The organism is Pirellulales bacterium, from assembly GCA_035939775.1.
Lineage (GTDB): Bacteria > Planctomycetota > Planctomycetia > Pirellulales > DATAWG01 > DASZFO01.
This window is the reverse complement of record DASZFO010000139.1, coordinates 14,553-31,660: the sequence shown is the minus strand read 5'-3', so window position 1 is coordinate 31,660 and position 17,108 is coordinate 14,553. Positions and strand designations below refer to the sequence as shown.

General features: G+C 59.7%; 16 protein-coding genes and 1 tRNA gene. 12 read left to right on the top strand and 5 right to left on the bottom strand.

All coding sequences use genetic code 11. From position 1 onward, the window contains the following. A partial coding sequence (locus VGY55_09225) for a glycosyltransferase family 87 protein (GenBank protein ID HEV2970159.1) occupies positions 1 to 923 on the bottom strand: 923 nt, incomplete at its 3' end. Continuing rightward, a complete protein-coding gene (locus tag VGY55_09220) occupies positions 920 to 1,927 on the bottom strand; it encodes a class I SAM-dependent methyltransferase (protein HEV2970158.1) in 1,008 nt (335 codons plus the stop codon). The genes VGY55_09220 and VGY55_09225, both read right to left, overlap by 4 nt. A gap of 293 nt (positions 1,928 to 2,220) precedes the next feature. On the opposite strand from VGY55_09220, the gene VGY55_09215 reads away from it, so the two are divergent. The 6 genes from VGY55_09215 to VGY55_09190 all read left to right on the top strand — a co-directional run bounded on the left by VGY55_09215 (position 2,221) and on the right by VGY55_09190 (position 8,365). Continuing rightward, positions 2,221 to 3,804, top strand: coding sequence for a HAMP domain-containing sensor histidine kinase (locus VGY55_09215; protein ID HEV2970157.1), 1,584 nt, complete (start codon positions 2,221 to 2,223; stop codon positions 3,802 to 3,804). After that, positions 3,785 to 5,164 (top strand): sigma-54 dependent transcriptional regulator, encoded by a 1,380-nt coding sequence (locus tag VGY55_09210; GenBank protein ID HEV2970156.1) that lies wholly within the window; start codon positions 3,785 to 3,787, stop codon positions 5,162 to 5,164. The genes VGY55_09215 and VGY55_09210 overlap by 20 nt, the downstream gene beginning before the upstream one ends. A gap of 101 nt (positions 5,165 to 5,265) precedes the next feature. Next, complete coding sequence (locus VGY55_09205; protein ID HEV2970155.1) at positions 5,266 to 5,535, top strand: hypothetical protein; 270 nt, start codon at positions 5,266 to 5,268, stop codon at positions 5,533 to 5,535. Beyond that, positions 5,535 to 5,882 (top strand): hypothetical protein, encoded by a 348-nt coding sequence (locus VGY55_09200; protein ID HEV2970154.1) that lies wholly within the window; start codon positions 5,535 to 5,537, stop codon positions 5,880 to 5,882. Before VGY55_09205 ends, VGY55_09200 begins: the two co-directional genes overlap by 1 nt. A gap of 154 nt (positions 5,883 to 6,036) precedes the next feature. Continuing rightward, entirely contained in the window at positions 6,037 to 6,957 is a 921-nt protein-coding gene (locus VGY55_09195; GenBank protein HEV2970153.1) for an ATP-binding cassette domain-containing protein, read from the top strand. Continuing rightward, positions 6,950 to 8,365, top strand: a complete 1,416-nt coding sequence (locus VGY55_09190; GenBank protein ID HEV2970152.1) for an ABC transporter permease — start codon at positions 6,950 to 6,952, stop codon at positions 8,363 to 8,365. Before VGY55_09195 ends, VGY55_09190 begins: the two co-directional genes overlap by 8 nt. Positions 8,366 to 8,678: 313 nt before the next feature. On the opposite strand, the gene VGY55_09185 is transcribed toward VGY55_09190, so the two are convergent. Together VGY55_09185 and VGY55_09180 are read right to left on the bottom strand one after the other, a co-directional pair. Continuing rightward, positions 8,679 to 9,974, bottom strand: coding sequence for a PP2C family protein-serine/threonine phosphatase (locus VGY55_09185; protein HEV2970151.1), 1,296 nt, complete (start codon positions 9,972 to 9,974; stop codon positions 8,679 to 8,681). Between the two features lie 272 nt (positions 9,975 to 10,246). Beyond that, positions 10,247 to 10,684: a helix-turn-helix domain-containing protein gene (locus VGY55_09180; protein HEV2970150.1), complete on the bottom strand. Its 438-nt coding sequence runs from the start codon at positions 10,682 to 10,684 to the stop codon at positions 10,247 to 10,249. 564 nt (positions 10,685 to 11,248) lie between these two features. Between VGY55_09180 and VGY55_09175 the strand changes: the two genes are divergently transcribed. The 6 genes from VGY55_09175 (at position 11,249) to VGY55_09150 (ending at position 16,585) form a co-directional block, all read left to right on the top strand. Further along, positions 11,249 to 11,339 (top strand) — tRNA-Ile (locus VGY55_09175). Positions 11,340 to 11,708: 369 nt separating this feature from the next. Continuing rightward, the gene (locus tag VGY55_09170; protein ID HEV2970149.1) at positions 11,709 to 12,581 is read left to right on the top strand and encodes a hypothetical protein; all 873 of its coding nucleotides are present in this window, start codon (positions 11,709 to 11,711) and stop codon (positions 12,579 to 12,581) included. 2 nt (positions 12,582 to 12,583) lie between these two features. Beyond that, positions 12,584 to 13,360, top strand: coding sequence for a dTMP kinase (gene tmk / locus VGY55_09165; GenBank protein HEV2970148.1), 777 nt, complete (start codon positions 12,584 to 12,586; stop codon positions 13,358 to 13,360). 62 nt (positions 13,361 to 13,422) lie between these two features. Beyond that, positions 13,423 to 13,692 carry a hypothetical protein gene (locus VGY55_09160; protein ID HEV2970147.1) on the top strand — a complete coding sequence of 90 codons (270 nt, stop codon included), beginning with the start codon at positions 13,423 to 13,425 and terminating at the stop codon, positions 13,690 to 13,692. Positions 13,693 to 13,859: 167 nt separating this feature from the next. Further along, complete coding sequence (locus VGY55_09155) at positions 13,860 to 15,356, top strand: HlyD family efflux transporter periplasmic adaptor subunit (GenBank protein HEV2970146.1); 1,497 nt, start codon at positions 13,860 to 13,862, stop codon at positions 15,354 to 15,356. 11 nt (positions 15,357 to 15,367) lie between these two features. Then, entirely contained in the window at positions 15,368 to 16,585 is a 1,218-nt protein-coding gene (locus VGY55_09150; protein ID HEV2970145.1) for a prenyltransferase/squalene oxidase repeat-containing protein, read from the top strand. A gap of 23 nt (positions 16,586 to 16,608) precedes the next feature. Here VGY55_09150 and VGY55_09145 read toward each other — a convergent pair whose 3' ends face one another. After that, positions 16,609 to 17,106 carry a response regulator gene (locus VGY55_09145; protein HEV2970144.1) on the bottom strand — a complete coding sequence of 166 codons (498 nt, stop codon included), beginning with the start codon at positions 17,104 to 17,106 and terminating at the stop codon, positions 16,609 to 16,611. Between the last annotated feature and the right edge of the window lie 2 nt (positions 17,107 to 17,108).

Below are 17,108 nucleotides of genomic sequence, written 5' to 3'. Positions count from 1 at the left end.
TTGTGGACTACGACGCGGTCGATCCACGTGTGCAGGTGCTTCAGATTGGCGGCGTCGCCGATCGCCAAATCGGGAAGAACGAAAATGAACCACAGCAACCCCAATCCCGTGCCCGCCAGAGTTCCGGCGAAGCGGCGAGTCGGCTCGCCGTTCCAGCGGCTGGAATGGGCCGCCAGCAATAGCATTCCGAGCAGGAATAGGGCCGGCAGCGCGGGAGTCAGTTTGATCGTGATCGCCCCGGCCAGCGCAGCGCCGCCGGCAAACGCGCCCCACCACGACCGGTTCTCTGTCGTCAGCCGGTAGCCGAGCTGCATCAGGTAGACGACCAGGATACCGACTTGCCCGCGTTGCAGGCAGTTTAGCGCTGGCAGCGCGAGCGTTGCGGCTGCGATCGCGCCGAGCCAGATCGGCGGCGCGCGTTGAACGTCCGCAGATGGTTTTCTCGCGCGAGCGGCTACCACCAATCTCCAAATACGCATCGATTCGCGATAGCAGCCGTAAGCGAACGCCAGCGAAATTAAGAACCACACGACCGCTTGCCACTGGGGGTCCAGCGCGGCCAGCGGCGAGACGAGGATTGCAAACAGCGGCGGGTAGAGATAGCGCCAGCCGCGCGGATTGCTGACATCATAGGGATTGCGGCCATCGAAGAATGCCGCTCCGGCTTCCGTAAAGACCGTAAAATCGGTCTTATGGGCCAGTGGATCATCGGGATCGACGCGCCCCCGATTGCGAACGTCGGTAAGTCCCCAGACCGCCAGGGCCAGCGCCAAGAAGAGCCAGTACCATCGCGGACTCAGGCGCCGGATTAGCCGATCGTGCAATCGCTGCGATGCAATCATGCATTTACTCGCGCCCCGCCGCGGCGTGCTGCCAGCGTCGGTGCGGCCGCCGTTGACGTACAAAACAAACGCTGGTCTCATGCCGCCCGCGCCACTGACCGATCAGCACCTGTCTCGCAATCCCGCAGCAGCCGTTCTACATAACGCCTGGCGAAAAACCGCTCGGCGAGATACGACGAGAGCTTCGCCACGCGCGGCGCCAGATAGTTCCAACGCAGGTGATAAGCCAGCGTGCCGTAGCGCGTGATGGCCGAGAGCGTCTGCCGGCAGCTATCGGGATCGATCTCCAAGTAACCTTGGTCGACGCGCCGAAAGAGCATTTGCAGATTCGGATCGTGCGATTTGGAGAACTCCCGTTCCAGCTCGAACCCGCAGCGCCGGGCCATCATCCGCAGCGTCGTTGGCGTGAAGTTGTGGATATGGGCATAGTGAAAGAGCTTTGGTCGCGTGGTGAACGGGGCGCCGAGGTTGGGGCACTCGACGTACAGCCGTCCTCCCGGCCTCGCGATGCGATGAATATGATCGAGCGCCGCGCGCGGCGAGCGAAAATGTTCAATCACGTGGACCAGCAGGATCACATCATGGTTCGGCTGCGGCGGCAAGTCGAAGAGATACGCGCTGCTCACCTGGGCGTGCAGTTGATCGCGGGAAAACTGCTGAAATCCCTGATTTGGCTCGATGCCCGCCGCCGGATGCCCCTGCCGCTCAAAGCATTTGACGGTGCACCCGATGCCGGCGCCGATTTCGAAGATCGCGTCGCGCTGTTTCAGGAGCGGCGCGAGCTGCCGATGAATCCTCTCGCCATTTCGCCACGCCCGCATCACGCGCCGGGCCGACGGCGTGTGCTCACCGTGATATTCGTCGCGGTAGCGGGTGGCATAGAAGTCGTTCAGCGCCGCGTCGCTAGGTATGTTCCAATGGGCGACCAGCCCGCACCGCGAGCAAATCCCGGTGTCGAGCGGCTTTCCCTTGCGATCGAACCGGCTGATCAAGTGGAAGTGAATCCCATCGCACAAATCGCACTGCTTCTTCGGCGGCAGTTTGGCGACAACAGGCCAGAGGTTGACCGGCGGACTGTCGGCCATCGTCGATCCTCGATCAGATGGATGCTAGCAGCGGAAAGAAGCGCCGATGCACAGGGCGAAGCGCGGCAAACGGTACAAAAAGCGAGAATTGGCGTCAATCCAGGCGCAGCGCGGAGTGAAACTCGCCAGAATCCCGAGGACCCGCAAAGCTCGCTGAATTCTGGCGAATTCCGCTACGACCGGACGAAGCGTTTTGCTACACTTCGGCCCCGCAAAATCATTCTGCCGGCCGCCTTTGGATTCGGAGGCGTTCGCCGGACGCAATCGCGAATGCCTGCGACAGGGAGGTCGCCGTGCTCGCCAAATGGCCTATTCGTGACAAACTGCTGGTCGGCATCGGCCTATTGGTGGCGATCGTCGTCACCTTATCGGTGAGCGCCTTCATCGGCGTGTACGCCTATCGCAGCCTCGTCCGCAGCCTGCGCAATCGGGCCGAAGAACTGCCGCTGGCGACCGAGTTGGCAGGCCGCGTGAGCGATCTCCGCGTCAGCTTTGGCGAAACGCTCCCCTTGCGTAAATCGCCGCCGGGCAATGAACACCCGGACGCTCGACCGCTCGTTCAGAGTTTCGCCGCGAAGTACGAGGCCGTCAGCACGGCGCTCGACGAGTATCGCCATCAGCTCATGATCAACGAGGAGGACTTGCTCATAGGCAACAATCAGCAGGAGCAAGCCACGGTCGGCCAACTGCGCGATTCGCTGGGCAATGTGGCCATTTTGACTCGCGATCCCGATTGGCCGCTCAATCCATCGCGGGCCGAGAGGGTGAACGAAAAACTCGAACTCGTCCAAACGCTCGCGGGACAGTTGCCCGGCTTTCTACACCGCCGCATTCACGATTTGGCCGGCGAGGTCAAAACCCGCTATCTTACGCTGATCGTCCTCACTTGGATCACCACCGTCACGGCGCTGGCGGCGTTCGGCCTATTCGTTCACCTATTCTACCGCTGGGTCTTCCGCCCGCTGAGGGTGCTGATCAAGGGCTCGCGGTTTGTCGCGGCCGGCAATTTCGGCTACCGCATCCGAATCGACTCGCACGACGAGATGTCGGAACTGGCCGGCGCGATGAACGACATGACGGCCCGCTTTCAGGCAATTCGCGACGATCTCGATCGGCAGGTGCAAGTGCGCACGAAGCAGGTCGTGCGGAGCGAGCAATTGGCGAGCGTCGGCTTTCTGGCTGCCGGGGTCGCCCACGAGATCAACAATCCGCTAGCCTCGATCGCCATGTGCGCCGAGTCGCTCGAGGGGCGCCTCGCGGAGATCGCGCCGTCCGGCGGCGAGCAATCCGGCGTCGTCGGCCGCTATTTGCGAATGATTCAAACGGAGGCCTTCCGCTGCAAGGAAATCACCGAAAAGTTGCTCGATTTCTCGCGGCTCGGCGACGTTCAGCATCAAACCACCGATCTCCGCGAGTTGATCCAGGGCGTGATCGAAATGGTCCGCCATTTGGGCAAGTATCAAGCAAAACAGATTCTATTTCATCCGGGCGAGCCACTCGTCGCCCCGATCAACCCGCAGGAAATCAAGCAAGTCGTGCTCAACTTGATCACCAATGCACTAGACAGCGTCGAGCAGGGCGGCACTCTTTCGATCGAGCTACACGCCGCCGCCGGCTTTGCCGAAATGGTCTTCACCGACGACGGCTGCGGCATGACCGACGAGGTGCTCGAGCATTTATTCGAGCCTTTCTTCACACGCAAACGCGGCGGCCAGGGGACCGGACTGGGCTTGTCGATCGCGTATCGTATCGTCGCCGATCACGGCGGGCAGATCGACGCCGTCAGTGCCGGCCCAGACAAAGGCTCACAGTTCCGGGTCACTCTTCCACTGGTCGAAACTCACAAGGAGAGCAGCCATCGTTACCAAGCCGCGTAAACGTCTCAAGCTCTTGTTTGCGGACGACGAACGCTCGTTGCAGGAACTCATGCGCATCGAGCTGGACCGCATGGGCCACGAAGTGACCGTCTGCCCCGACGGCCTCACCGCCGCCGCCGCACTCGAGCGAAACACCTACGATTGCCTGCTCGTCGATCTCGACATGCCCGGCCTGAGCGGCATTCAAGTGATCGCCAAGGCAAAGGAACTGTCGCCCGACACCGACGCGATCGTGCTCACCGGAAAGTCCTCGGTCGAATCGGCGATCGCGGCGCTGCGGCATGGGGCGTTCGACTATCTGACCAAGCCCTGCAAGCTGGCGGAGTTGGAGACGCTGCTCGAGCGCGTGCTGCAGAAGCGCGAGCTGACGAACAAATATCGGGCGCTCAAGCGGCGGCTGGAGCGAGCGGAAGGCCCGACGCGGTTAGTCGGCGATTCGCCGATCATGAATCGGGTCCGCCAGCTCATCGCCAAAGTGGCGCCGACGCATTCCAGCGTCCTGATCCTCGGCGAAACGGGGACCGGCAAGGAACTGGTGGCCCGAGCGCTCCACGAGCAGAGTTTGCGGGCGGATCAGCCGTTCGTTGCGATCAACTGCGGCGCGCTGCCCGAGAACTTGATCGAAAGCGAGCTGTTCGGCCATCGCAAGGGGAGTTTTACCGGGGCCGACGAGCACCGCGTCGGGCTGTTCGAGGTGGCCGACGGTGGGACGATGTTTCTCGACGAGATCGGCGAGCTGCCGAAAGCGATGCAAGCCAAGCTGCTGCGCGTGCTCGAAAGTGGCGAAATCCGCCGCGTCGGCGAGAACGAATCGCTTACGGTCGACGTGCGGCTCGTTTGCGCCACGCATCGTCGTTTGGACGACATGGTCGAAAATGGCGACTTTCGTGAAGACTTGATGTTTCGAGTCAACACATTCGAAATCCTGTTGCCGAGCCTACGGCAGCGGATCGACGACATCCCGGCGTTGGCGCGGCATCTCTTGCAGCGCTGCCGGCAGCACGTTCGACCGGATGACGAGATGTTCACTCCTGATGCCACTGCGATGCTGAAATCGCACGGCTGGCCGGGCAATGTCCGTGAGCTGGCGAACGTCGTCGAGCACGCCTCGATCCTCTGCGAATCGCTTCCCATCTCGGTCGAGCATCTGCCCGAACGATTCGACGCCCGGCGACCGCGAGCGCCGCAAATCCGCTCCGTCGGCCCGATGACGCTCCGCGAACTGGAGATGCAGGTGATCCACCAGGCGCTCGAGCGCAACGGGGGCAACAAGCCCAAGGCGGCCGAGGAACTCGGCATCAGCCTCAAGACACTCTACAATAAGCTGCACCAAGAAAGCGGCTTAGAACGCTCGGCGTGAGACGGGTACCGGGATTCGGCATTGTGGGAATACCCCATTTGACTATTTTCCCACCGCGTCGTATGATCTCGATGACAGACCGCAACGGGGGAGGAATCGCCGTGACCACGAAGACCGCCGACGACAAAGGTCGCATTGCGCTAGGCCCACGGTTCGCGAACAAGACGGTCATCATCGAGGAGATCGATGCAACAGAGGTTCGGGTCATCGTTGCCGCAGTCGTCCCCGAGCGTGAGTTGTGGTTGCATCAGAACCCGAGGGCCAAAGCGTCTGTCCAGCGCGGGCTAGCTCAGGCCAAGGCGCGCAAATTCAGCAAGAATCCACCCGATCTTGCCAAGGACGCCGCGCTCGTTGAGAAACTTGAGGACTGATGTTTTCCCTCCGCTGGACCGCCGGCGCCCAAGCGGAGTATTCGCGGCTGAAGGCGGCTGCTGAAGCAAGTGCTGCTTCGCGCAAAAAGAAGGAAAAGGCGAAGTCGAGCAAATCCGAAGGGCTCTTTAAGCAAGTCTACAAGACGTTGCAATTGCTCGCAGCAAACCCGAAGCACCCCAGCCTGCAAATTCACGAATACCACTCGCTCGTGAATCCCTTCCATCAGACGGAGAAGGTGTTTGAGGCGTACGCTCAAAATCAAACGCCGGGGGCGTACCGCGTCTTTTGGTGTTATGGCCCGGAGAAACGCCAGATTACGATCGTGGATATAACCTCTCATCCGTAGTCGCATTTCTTGCCAATGCGTCAATGTTTTCAACGAATAACGTCGGGTAAAGCCTGTCGTTAATGGCGATCGCAGACGCAACGATGCCAAGAGATTTCCGAAAGAGGCGCGCCCAATCTTCCGCGCGATGGCGTCTTGGAGATCAGGGGTAAGTATGAATGCGGTCGAGTTGGAGAACGTCAGCAAGACTTTCGGCACTCACGTCGCCGTGGACGGCCTCAATCTGATCGTGCCCGAGGGGACCGTTTATGGGTTCATCGGCCCGAACGGATCGGGGAAGACCACGACGCTGCGCGTCGTTTTGCGCATCTTTTTTCCGGACAAAGGCGTCGTTCGCGTGCTCGGCGTCGAACAGGGTGCCGCGGCCGACGACCGGATCGGGTATTTGCCCGAGGAGCGTGGGCTGTACAAGAAGATGCGGCTGCGCGACGTGTTGCGATTCCACGCCGAGTTAAAGGGGCGGCGCGATTGCCGCCGGGCCATCGACGATTGGCTGGCGCGGATGGAATTGTCGGATTGGGCCGATAAGCGCGTCGAGACTTTGTCGAAGGGCATGTCGCAGAAGGTCCAGTTCATCGCCGCGGTCATCGCCGAGCCGAAGCTGCTGATTCTCGACGAACCATTCAGCGGGCTCGATCCGGTAAACATGGAAACGCTCAAGGACGTCGTGCTGGAGCTGAAGCGGCGCGGCACGACGGTGCTGTTCTCGACGCATGATATGGAAGTGGCCGAGCGGATGTGCGACACGATCTTCATGATCTTCCGCGGCCGAAAAGTGCTCGACGGAACGCTGCAATCGATCCAGGACCAATACGGCGAGGACACGATCCGCGTGCGGACGGCCGCGGGCAACGGCGCGCTGGCGAACTTGCCCGGCGTCGTGCGGGTGAACGATTATGGCCAAGACCAGGAATTGCGAATTGCCCCCGGTGCCGATTCGCAAGCCGTGCTAACGGAGTTGGCGCGGCGCACTCGGATCGAGCGGTTCGAGTTGGCCCGGCCGTCGCTACACGACATCTTCTTGCGTATCGCCCGACCGCACGAGGCCGACGCACAGGGGGCCGGCCATGCGTAAGATCGCGATCATCGCGCGGCGCGAATACCAGGCGCTCGTCCGGACCAAGGCATTCATCATCTCACTGGTGATCATGCCGGTGTTCATGTTCGGCGGTATTTTCCTTCAAAAGTATCTTTCAGGGCGGATCGACATTGGCGAGAAAAAGGTGATCGTGCTCGACGGCACGGACCGATTGTTCGCACCGCTCAGTGCGATGGCGCGGCTCCGAAACGAAACCGAGGTCGTGGACAAGGAAACTGGGCGCGCAACCCGCCCCACCATCACGCTCGAGCAAGGCCCCGCCGGCCCTGTGACGGATGCAACGCGATTGGGATTGAGCGAGCGCATTCACCGCAACGAAATCTTCGCGTTCGTCGAGATCGATGCCGATGCCTTGAAACCTGCCGCCAATTCACTGCTCATGAAAATGTTGGCGGCGTCAGCAGCCAACAATCAGGCGACTCCCTCCGGCGCCGACGCACCGCCAAAGGGCAGCAAGGCAAAGCTCGACAGTCCAGATCGTCCGGCGCCGGTCCGCGTGTTCATGGAAAGCATCGCGTACAACGAAGTTGGGCAATGGCTTACTCGGGCCGTCAATCAAGTGGCCTTCGCTCTGCGATTGCAAGATGCAGGGCTCAATCCGGCAGTGGTCGCCGGCGCCGTGAGCCCCGTCAACGTCGAGGAACTTGGGCTTTACAGCCGCGATGCCAGCGGACAAATCCACAAAGGAGACGGCGGCGAGCGCGGCCTCAGCCTGTTTCTCCCGTTCGGCTTGATGATGCTGCTCTTCCTGTCGGTGATGGTGGCCGGCCAGCCGATGATCAGCAGCGTGTTGGAGGAAAAGCAGCAACGGATTGCCGAAGTCTTGCTCGGCTCCGCCAGCCCATTCCAGATCATGATGGGCAAGCTCGTCGGCAACGTAGGCGTGGCGCTGACGATCGTCGCCCTGTACATGACCGGCGGCTACTTCATGGCTGCCCACTACGGCTACGCGGACTTGTTGCCCATGCGGCTCGTGGGATGGTTCATCGCCTTCGACATTTTGGCTTGCATGTTGTACGGGGCAATCTTCATCGCCATCGGCGCGGCTTGCACGGAAATCAAGGAAACGCAGTCGCTACTCACTCCGGTCATGCTATTGATTGTTTCGCCGCTGATGGTGTGGTTCACGATCGTCCAAGAACCGCAGAGCAGTTTCGCCGTGTGGACCTCTCTGTTTCCGCCGGCCACGCCTATGCTGATGCTATTGCGGATGGCGGCCTCGCCAATGGTCCCCTGGTGGCAGCCGGTTCTAGGGATCGTCTTGGTCCTCGCGGCCACCATCGCCGCCGTATTCGCCGCAGGGCGCGTCTTCCGGATCGGCCTCTTGATACAGGGCAAATCCCCGAAGCTGCGCGAGCTTATGAGCTGGATCGTGCGCGGGTAAACGCACCGTTTTGGTCGCCCAGTCACGAGGTTGCGAAAAGATACCGCGACTTCGGATTTTCAAGGTCCGAAGACCGGTACGCACAGTTGGTCGAGGTAGCCGTGCCGGTCCTTCGGACCTCCACATCAATTCGAGGCGATCGTCAGACCCGATCTCACGATCGGGCTATTTCCTATCGGCCCTCCGTGCCTGCGATAAGCCGTCGCTCCGCAGTCGCTCGAAGCTTTCGTGATGTATGGATACCAATGCCGCTGGCCAGCGCTACCCCTTGATTGCACTGGTCAGCGCCGCACGACAATCACTTCACGCAATCTCACGAAATCGTTGCGACCAACAATGTCCGGTCGTCGTCGGCCGGATAACCCGCGGCGAACTCGTTCAGTGCCCGGAGCACCGCATCCAGCACCAGCGACGCTTGGGAAGAACATGCCGTGAGGGCCGCGTCGAGGCGGTGCGTGCCGAAGAGTTCGCCTGCCGAGTTGTTGGCTTCGGTGATGCCGTCAGTGTAGAAGACGATATGATCGCCGGGGTGCAGGTCTTGAACGCAGTTCTCGTACGCCTCCGTTGCATTCACTCCGAGCGGCAGCCCGTTCACGCCGTTGAGCACGGCGAGCGTTTTTTCGCGGCAGCGCATCAAACGGGGCGGATTGTGCCCGGCGCAAGCGTAGGTCAGCGATCGCTTCGCCGGATCGTAGACGCCGTAGAATGCCGTGACAAACGTGCCGGTCCGAGATGTATACCACTTGGCCAGATGATGGTTGAGGTAAGTAAGAATCTCGGCGGGCGGGGTCGGCGGGCCAGGGTGCGTGTGGGCGATCGAGTGCGTGATGGCCATCAGCACGGCCGCCGGAGTGCCATGCCCGCTCACGTCGGCGAGGAAAATGCCCCACTTGCCGCCGGGGAGCGGAAAGAAATCGTAATAGTCGCCGCCGGCGCGCCGCGACGTTTGGTAATAGGCGGCCACGTCCATCGTCGGAATCCGCGGCAGCTCGGTCGGCAAGAGCGATCGCTGGATGTCGCCGACCACTTTCAGCTCTTGGTCGACCGCGTTGTAGGCCTCGCGCAATTGGCCCGACAGAACCAAATTGTGAGTGGCTCGCCCGAAGAGATTGCTGAACCAAACCCATTCGGGAAACTGGTCGTAAGAAAAGGCGGCCGGACCTTCGCGCATCAGGACGGTCATATTCATGGCCACGCCTTGATCGAACATCGGAATCGCCATCAGCGAGCGCTGGCCGGAGAGGAACTCGGCGCCCGGATCATCGGCGGGAATCTTTAGATCATCGATGATCCGTGGCTCATCCCCAAAGATCAAATCGCCGAGCAGGCCCCCTTCAAGAATCGGCAGGCGGTCCTTTTCCTTCCAGGGATTGATCTCGTCCTTCCAAGTGCTGCTTCGCGTGATGCGATATTTCGGCGCGTCGAGGCCGCGGCGGCTGATCGAAACGCTGCGATCGATGGGCAGCAAGTCGCGAGCCCGCTTTCCAAACACACGGACCATCGCCTGCGGATCGGTCTGCCCGCTCATCTCGCGCATCGTCTCCACGATCAGCGCCATCCGGTCTTCCCACCGGCCTTGCCGATCAAAGATGCTGGGTGGTGATGACATGGGACTTCCTTCCGTTCGCTGATTTTGTCGTCAACCGGTACTTGCGAGTTATCGCCTCGCCGCCATTCTACGCAGAATCTGCCGACGGGGTAGATGCGGTCGATCAGCTACTATCGGTGGCTTTGGTCCACAAATGCGAACATTAGAAATCCGAGAGTTTCGCAGTTTCCGGTAGTGATGGCGTTTCAGGGCATTGTAAGGGAAAAGTTGTAGAAAAGCGCAAAAAAAGAGCCGCCAGTTGTTTTACTGGCGGCTCGATCAGGATCGCAGAATCAATCACACTTTCTGCTCTTTTGCAAGAAAGCGGCTGGTTCGATGTTGAAGTAGTTCGACATCAACATGATTTGCTGCCGAGTTAGCTCCCGCTTCCCCGATAGCACCTCGCAAATTGTCGATTTAGAAATGCAAAGCGCCTCCGCTAGATCGCTTTGCGTGATCTGTTTTGCTTCGAGTAGGTGAGCCAAAAGGCCGGCATCGGACGGAGGATGAATCTCAAACTCTTCATCCTCATAGACTGCAACCAAATCGCTTAAAGCGTCGAGGTAGATTTCCTCACCTTCGTTCAGCGGCTCGCGCGCGAGAAGAGAATCAATCATCTTACGCGCAGCCTTCAATTCCCGACTGGATCGGATCGACACCAGGGGGAATTCATTGACCAACTCAAAGTACGTATCACGTACTTCACCGTTTTGCTTCATTTGGTCTGGCATAGGCGTCATCCTCTCTTTTTGCGCACAGGCACGTCCGCTCTCGTGGCGTCCCCGCTCTCAGGTCGATGAGCGGCGGCATCGGAACTCGAAAAACACCCGCAGTCGGTTTTCCATTTGTCTTTGTCGTATTCTCCGTGCGTTAGAATCTGCAAAATAAACACCTTGTGTTGCAAGAACCTTACTCGGGTTACGAGTCGATATTTGTTGCCGGCTATGTTAAACACCACGCAATCGCCAACCAAGCTCGCGTTTCCATAAGTGTCCTTAAGATCGGCGAAGGTTCGCCAACTCGCTAGCGACACGATGGAATACCACGCCCGTAGCGGCATTTCGGAGTCCTCGTTGCCGGCCGACTCCCAATGCTCCCTCAGTGCGGTCTTCGAGATGATCCACATCTTGGAGATTCTCCTATGTTCATCGTCATGATGGCCAATTATAGGTTCGCAAATATCGAACGTCAAGAAGATTTTTCGGTTTTTGCGAACCGTTGGCGACAGCCGGTGTCCTGTATTGGATATGGCGCATCCAATTCAAACAATTGAACTTATGGCCGATCCGTAGTACGGAGAGCGGCCCGCGCCGTGGCGGCGCACCCGGCTTATACCCGGACGTAGGGAGCGGCAATTCCGATTGGGTTCGATTCCCCCTCTCTCCGCTAAGCCTTTCGCTTGGCGATTTGCAGCAGCTCCGCGCGCGCCCAGGTGGACGTATCGAGCGTTCGAGTCTCGGCGGCTGCATCCAATGCCTTGCGCTCGGCTTCCGTGAGGCGAATCCGAAGGAATTTTTGCCGTCTGTCGGCTTTGGCTTTCTTTGGTCGTACCATGCCTACATTGTATCCACGAAAATAAATCCCGCAAGAGGGATTCATCCTATTGACTTGTGGGTACAGTGTGGCTACAATAACTGCATGAAGAGAAAACCCCGGTCCTGCGCTAACAGGGCCGGGGGTCAAACAACCCGGCTGGTCGCCAGATTGCTCAGCAATTTCATTCTAGCGACCGGCCCCAATGAATGGGAGCCGATCATGGCCAACGTAATGAACGTCGAAAAACGAAACACGATTCTGCGGCTGCTGGTCGAGGGCAATTCGATCCGCTCCGTCACCCGCCTTATGGGCACGGACATCAAGGGCGTTCTCCGTCAGCTTCTCTGGGCTGGCGAGCATTGCCAAGCCTTGATGGATCGGCTGTTCACCGGGCTGAAACTTCACCATCTTGAAACCGACGAAATGTGGACGTTCGTGGGCAAGAAACAGAATCGGTTGACGGTCGAAGAGCGTGCCGAGCGATCCGACATCGGCGACGTTTACCTCTGGTACAGCATCGACCAAGAAACCAAGCTGGTCCCCACGTTCCTACTCGGCAAGCGGTCTGCCGACAACGCACGGCGGTTCATGGTTGACCTGCGCTCGCGGCTCGAAATGCCCGTACCGCACGCCAGCGATGCTCACGGATTCCATCGGCCGGGATTCGAGTACGTCACCCAAATCTCAACCGACGGCTTCGCGGCCTATCCAGAAAGCGTTGATCTGGCGTTTGGGCCATATGCGAAGTTCGGAACGATTATCAAGGATTACAAAAACGCCACGCTGCCCTATACGCCGAGCGAAATAGTCGGCACGAAACGCCGAGCCGTGTTTGGGATGACGGAGAGCGAAGAACGATCAATCTGCACCTCGCACGTCGAGCGCCACAATCTGACCGTGCGAACGTTCATGCGGCGATTCACCCGGCTGGCTCTTGGCTTCTCCAAGAAAATAGAGAATCTTGAAGCCGCGTGCGCCCTGCACTTCGCCTATTACAACTTCTGCTGGCGGCCTGGAAAAATGCGAATCACGCCAGCGATGGCTGCGGGAGTGGTCGATACGCTCTGGACGTTCGACGATTTGTTGGCCTAAACATGTTGCTGGCCCCATCCCGTTCAGCTATGATCGGCGGAATGGGAGCGACCCAGGATGGGATTCTGATTGCCGTTGAGGGCATCGACGGCGCAGGCAAGACAACTCAGGTTGAACGGCTGCGCGCTGCGCTGGCCGCAGCCGGCGAGACGGTCGTTGCATCGAAAGAGCCGACCAGCGGCAAATGGGGGCAGAGAATCCGTGAATCTGCACAACACGGACGGATGGCACTCGACCAAGAATTGCACGCTTTCACCGAAGATCGGCGTGAACACATCGCAAAGATCAAGCCCGCGCTAGATCGGGGCGACATCGTCCTGCTCGACCGCTATTTCTATTCGACTATTGCATACCAAGGGGCGCGCGGTGCCGATCCAGTAAAGATCGGCAATGCTATGCGGGCTGAATTCCCGATCCCCGACCTGGTGCTGCTCATCGACCTCCATCCCGCCGAAGCCCTCGAACGAATCTCGGTATCCAGGGGCGAGACGCCAAACCACTTTGAGCGATTGGACTCGTTGCAAGCGATCCGACAGCGGTTTTTAGACATCGCAAAGGATGACCCCACCATTCAGCAAATCAATGGCAGCGACGGGATTGAAGCCGTATATCAGGCTGCGATGCACATCGTCCTCAATGGCGTATTGAAGGCCAAGCGATGCGCCAAGTCTTACGATTGTGATGTGTTCTATTGCTCATATCGCATCAACGGCGAGTGTCGGTGGGCCAATCTTTATGGCCAACTTAATCGCGGTCGCCAATCATCGGTGCCCGCTTAGCCACCGAGATTATCGCCCTGCCGCCCACGGCGGGGTTTTTCATGCGCTGGTATAATGCGGCCATGAGCAAGCCGTTTCAATTCTCGATGCGCCAACTGCTCTGGGTGACAGCTTCATTTTGCGTGGCGTTTTGGTTGTGGGCCAAAGTAAGCGCGCACCTAGAGCGAGAGCGAGTGACGCTGCCCCACGCACCATTCATTCTTGGCTGCGCGTCAGTTGGGACGCTGATGGGCGCTTTCGCGTGCCCTTCATGGAAGAGCAAAATCATCGTCCTTTCGTTTGCCGCTGCGATTTTCGTCTTGGCAGTCTTTATGATCCTGAGTTGTGCCTGACCCGTTTTTTCCTTTACTTTTTCCAAACGCCATCACCACCCAGTTTCCCCGATGATTGCGGCGACGGATTTTCGGTTGTACTATAGGCGAGAGGGTCCGCGCCGCGGGGATCGTGTTCGTCCCGCGCCGAACGGTTCACTCTGCTTTGCACCGCCGAGGAGTTCGTCATGAGAATCGCCTTTTCAATCGTGGGTTGCCTGGTTTGCATTGCCGTTGCCGTTGTCAATGTGTCTGGCGCCGAGGAGGAGAAATCGACTTCATCGGCCCATGCCGCAGCGGCCGAATCGACCAAGCTTATCGTCACCAAAGGACCGTTCGAGATCGACGCGACGCTCGACGGGACTTTCGATGCCTACGAGAAGTCGGAGATTATTCTGCGTCCGGATTCGTGGAGTGATCTGATCGTCCGCGAGGCGGCGCAGCAGGGGGCAAGCGTCAAGGCCGGCGACGTTGTGCTCAAGCTCGAGACCAAGAAACTGGAAGAGGCGATCAAGGATTTGGAAGCCGGGATCAAGATCAGCGATATTTCGCTGCGGCAACTCGAATCCGATTTGAGCTTGCTCGAGAAGACCGCTCCCATCGACTTGCAAGGAGCGCAACGCGGCAAGCAGGCCGCCGACGAGGACCTCAAGTATTTCCTGGAGAAAGATCGCGAGATGCAAATCCGCACGTCCGATTTCGGCCTCAAGAATAGCAAGTATTTCCTGGATTATGCGCTCGAAGAACTCAAGCAACTCGAAAAAATGTATCGTGCGGACGACCTTCGCGAAGAGACCGAGGAAATCATTCTCAAGCGACAGCGGAACGCGGTCGAATCGGCACGATTCAATCTCGAGCGGACCGAGGCGAACCATCATCAAACTTTGGGCACCAGCATCCCGCGCGAGGAGGAACGGCTCCGGGACGCGGCCAGCCGTGCCGCGCTGGCCTTGGATAAGCAGCAGCTTGCCGCGCCGGTCGGCGCCACGAAAGCCCGCCTGGAACTCGAAAAACTCCGGACGGAACGGGACCGTAACGCCGAGAAACTCGAAAAGCTGCAACACGATCTCGAGGCGCTGACGATCCGCGCACCGCGCACCGGCGTCGTCTACTATGGCGCGAGCAAGCTCGGGCAGTGGAGCAACGGGTCGAACCTTGCCGCCAAGCTGCAGCGCGGCGGAAACATTCAGCCCAATGAAGTCCTGTTGACAATCGTCGATCCCGCGGCACTCGAAGTATGCGCCGTCGTACCGGAAGGAGAGCTGCACTTGGTCCATTCCGGCATGAAGGGCCGCGTCACGCCGACCAGTTTTCTCGACGAGCGCATTCCCACGACCGTCGCCGAGCTGTCGACCTACCCCGATCCATCGGGCAAGTTCTGCGCGCATTTGACGCTCGATGCGGACCGTCTGGCCAAGCTCGACCGCCGTCCAGTGCCGGGAATGACGTGCAGCGCGAAATTCATTTCGCTCAACAAGTCGGACGCGATCGCGATCCCCTCGAAGGCGATCTTCAACGACGAGGCAAATGAAGCGGCAGCCGACTACGTGTTCGTCGAAAAGTCCGACGGCAAGGCCGAGCGACGCGACGTTCAGATCGGGCAGCGCAGCGCCGATCGAACCGAGATCACCGGCGGTTTGAAAGAAGGGGAAACAATTCTGTTGCAGCGTCCCAAGGGAATGTAGCGAGGCGGCGCATGGTCGATCCGCGAAACGCGTCGAGTTCCGGGCGCCTTGCCGCCCTCGCGCTGTTGTGCGCCGCGGTCGCAGCGCCGCCGCCGCCGGCGTTGGCCGAGGAGCCCGTGCGCCCGCTGCACGTCAGTGCCGCCAAGCCGCGGCCCTTCCCGGCCACGGAACCCGCTGCGATCGAAGCCGCCCTGCATCGCGGGATCGCGTTTCTCGTGCAAGACCAGAACCGCGACGGATCTTGGGGCACTGCTGGGCGAACCAAGGATCTGAACATTTACGCGCCGGGGGATGCGCATCAAGGCTACCGGGCCGCCGTCACGGCGCTGTGCGTACTGGCGCTCTTGGAAACGGGCGATCATGCCGCGGAAACGTCGTCCGCCATAGATCGCGGCGAAACATGGCTGCTCGATCACTTAGGGAGCCTGCGGCGCTCCTCGCCCGACGTGCTTTACAACATCTGGGGGCATTGTTACGGAATTCAAGCGCTGGCAAAGATGTGCGAGGCCAAGCCCGACGACCACGACCGGCAAAAGCGGATTCGCGATCTGATCGTCCAGCAGATCGACTTGCTGCACCGTTACGAGGCGGTTAATGGCGGCTGGGGATACTACGACTTCGAATTCCAGACCCAGCAGCCCGCCGCCGACACGGCCAGCTTCATGAGCGCCGCCGTGCTCGTCGCGCTCAAGAAAGCCCAACAGATCGGCGTGGAGGTGCCGCGCAAGGTGGTAGATCGGGCAATCGCCTCGATCCATCGCCAACAAAAGCCCGACTTGTCGTACCTGTACGGCGAATATATGTGGTACGCTCCAGCGGCTCCGATCAATTTGCCTGGAAGCAGCCTCGGCCGCACGCAGTCGTGCAATGTCGCATTGCGGCTGTGGGACGATCGGCGCATAACCGACGAAATCCTGGCGACGTGTCTCGATCGGCTATTCGACCGCAACATCTGGCTCGACATCGGCCGGAAGAGGCCGATCCCGCACGAATCCTTTTTCGCCGTGGCGGGCTATTTCTATTACTTCGGGCACTACTACGCTGCCCTGGCCATCGAGTTGCTCCCCGCCGATCAGCGGCCGCCGCAACAGCAGCAACTTGCTTACCGGCTCCTTGACTTGCAGGAAAAAGATGGCTCGTGGTGGGACTATCCGCTTTACAATTATCATCAACAATACGGCACGGCATTCGCGCTGATGTCCTTGGTGCGCTGCCTGCCCGTGAAATGAACGTCGCGCGGCGGCTGTCCGATTCAGTTCGGCCGTGCCAAGATGCTCTGCAAGAGGGCAAGCAAATCGTCCTTGAGGATCGGCTTGTGCAGGAAACCGCTCGCACCTAGTTTGCGGGCTTGCGCTTCAACGTCCTCGTCGTCCGCCGCGGAGATGATGACCACGGGTATTGTCGCGAGGGTCGGATCGGCGCCGATCCGCCGGAGGACTTCGAGCCCATTCATTCGGGGCATTTCGATGTCCAACAGGATCGCATCCGGACGAAGGCGCGCTGCCAAGGACAAGGTTTCGAGCGGATCCGTCGTTTGGACGAGTGCGCGGTAGCCAGCGGCTTTCAGATATTGGGCGACAACGTAGCTATTCAGCTTTTCGTCGTCGACCATCAGAATCGTCGCGCCAGCGGGCAAAGCATCTCCCGTTGCGACGCCGTTGTCGCCGGCAAGGTTGGCGTCGATCGACGATTGGGCGATCGCCAGTGCACAACCGTCCGGTGATAGGTGAGTGTTGGACGAATTTGGCATTT

What these genes read in the sequence shown, in the direction of transcription:
- VGY55_09220 (HEV2970158.1), bottom strand. Translation starts at nt 1,927, where the DNA reads ATGGCCGACAGTCCGCCGGTCAACCTCTGGCCTGTTGTCGCCAAACTG.
- VGY55_09200 (HEV2970154.1), top strand. Translation starts at nt 5,535, where the DNA reads ATGTTTTCCCTCCGCTGGACCGCCGGCGCCCAAGCGGAGTATTCGCGG.
- VGY55_09195 (HEV2970153.1), top strand. Translation starts at nt 6,037, where the DNA reads ATGAATGCGGTCGAGTTGGAGAACGTCAGCAAGACTTTCGGCACTCAC.
- VGY55_09190 (HEV2970152.1), top strand. Translation starts at nt 6,950, where the DNA reads ATGCGTAAGATCGCGATCATCGCGCGGCGCGAATACCAGGCGCTCGTC.
- VGY55_09185 (HEV2970151.1), bottom strand. Translation starts at nt 9,974, where the DNA reads ATGTCATCACCACCCAGCATCTTTGATCGGCAAGGCCGGTGGGAAGAC.
- VGY55_09180 (HEV2970150.1), bottom strand. Translation starts at nt 10,684, where the DNA reads ATGCCAGACCAAATGAAGCAAAACGGTGAAGTACGTGATACGTACTTT.
- VGY55_09170 (HEV2970149.1), top strand. Translation starts at nt 11,709, where the DNA reads ATGGCCAACGTAATGAACGTCGAAAAACGAAACACGATTCTGCGGCTG.
- tmk (HEV2970148.1), top strand. Translation starts at nt 12,584, where the DNA reads ATGTTGCTGGCCCCATCCCGTTCAGCTATGATCGGCGGAATGGGAGCG.
- VGY55_09160 (HEV2970147.1), top strand. Translation starts at nt 13,423, where the DNA reads ATGAGCAAGCCGTTTCAATTCTCGATGCGCCAACTGCTCTGGGTGACA.
- VGY55_09155 (HEV2970146.1), top strand. Translation starts at nt 13,860, where the DNA reads ATGAGAATCGCCTTTTCAATCGTGGGTTGCCTGGTTTGCATTGCCGTT.
- VGY55_09150 (HEV2970145.1), top strand. Translation starts at nt 15,368, where the DNA reads ATGGTCGATCCGCGAAACGCGTCGAGTTCCGGGCGCCTTGCCGCCCTC.
- VGY55_09145 (HEV2970144.1), bottom strand. Translation starts at nt 17,106, where the DNA reads ATGCCAAATTCGTCCAACACTCACCTATCACCGGACGGTTGTGCACTG.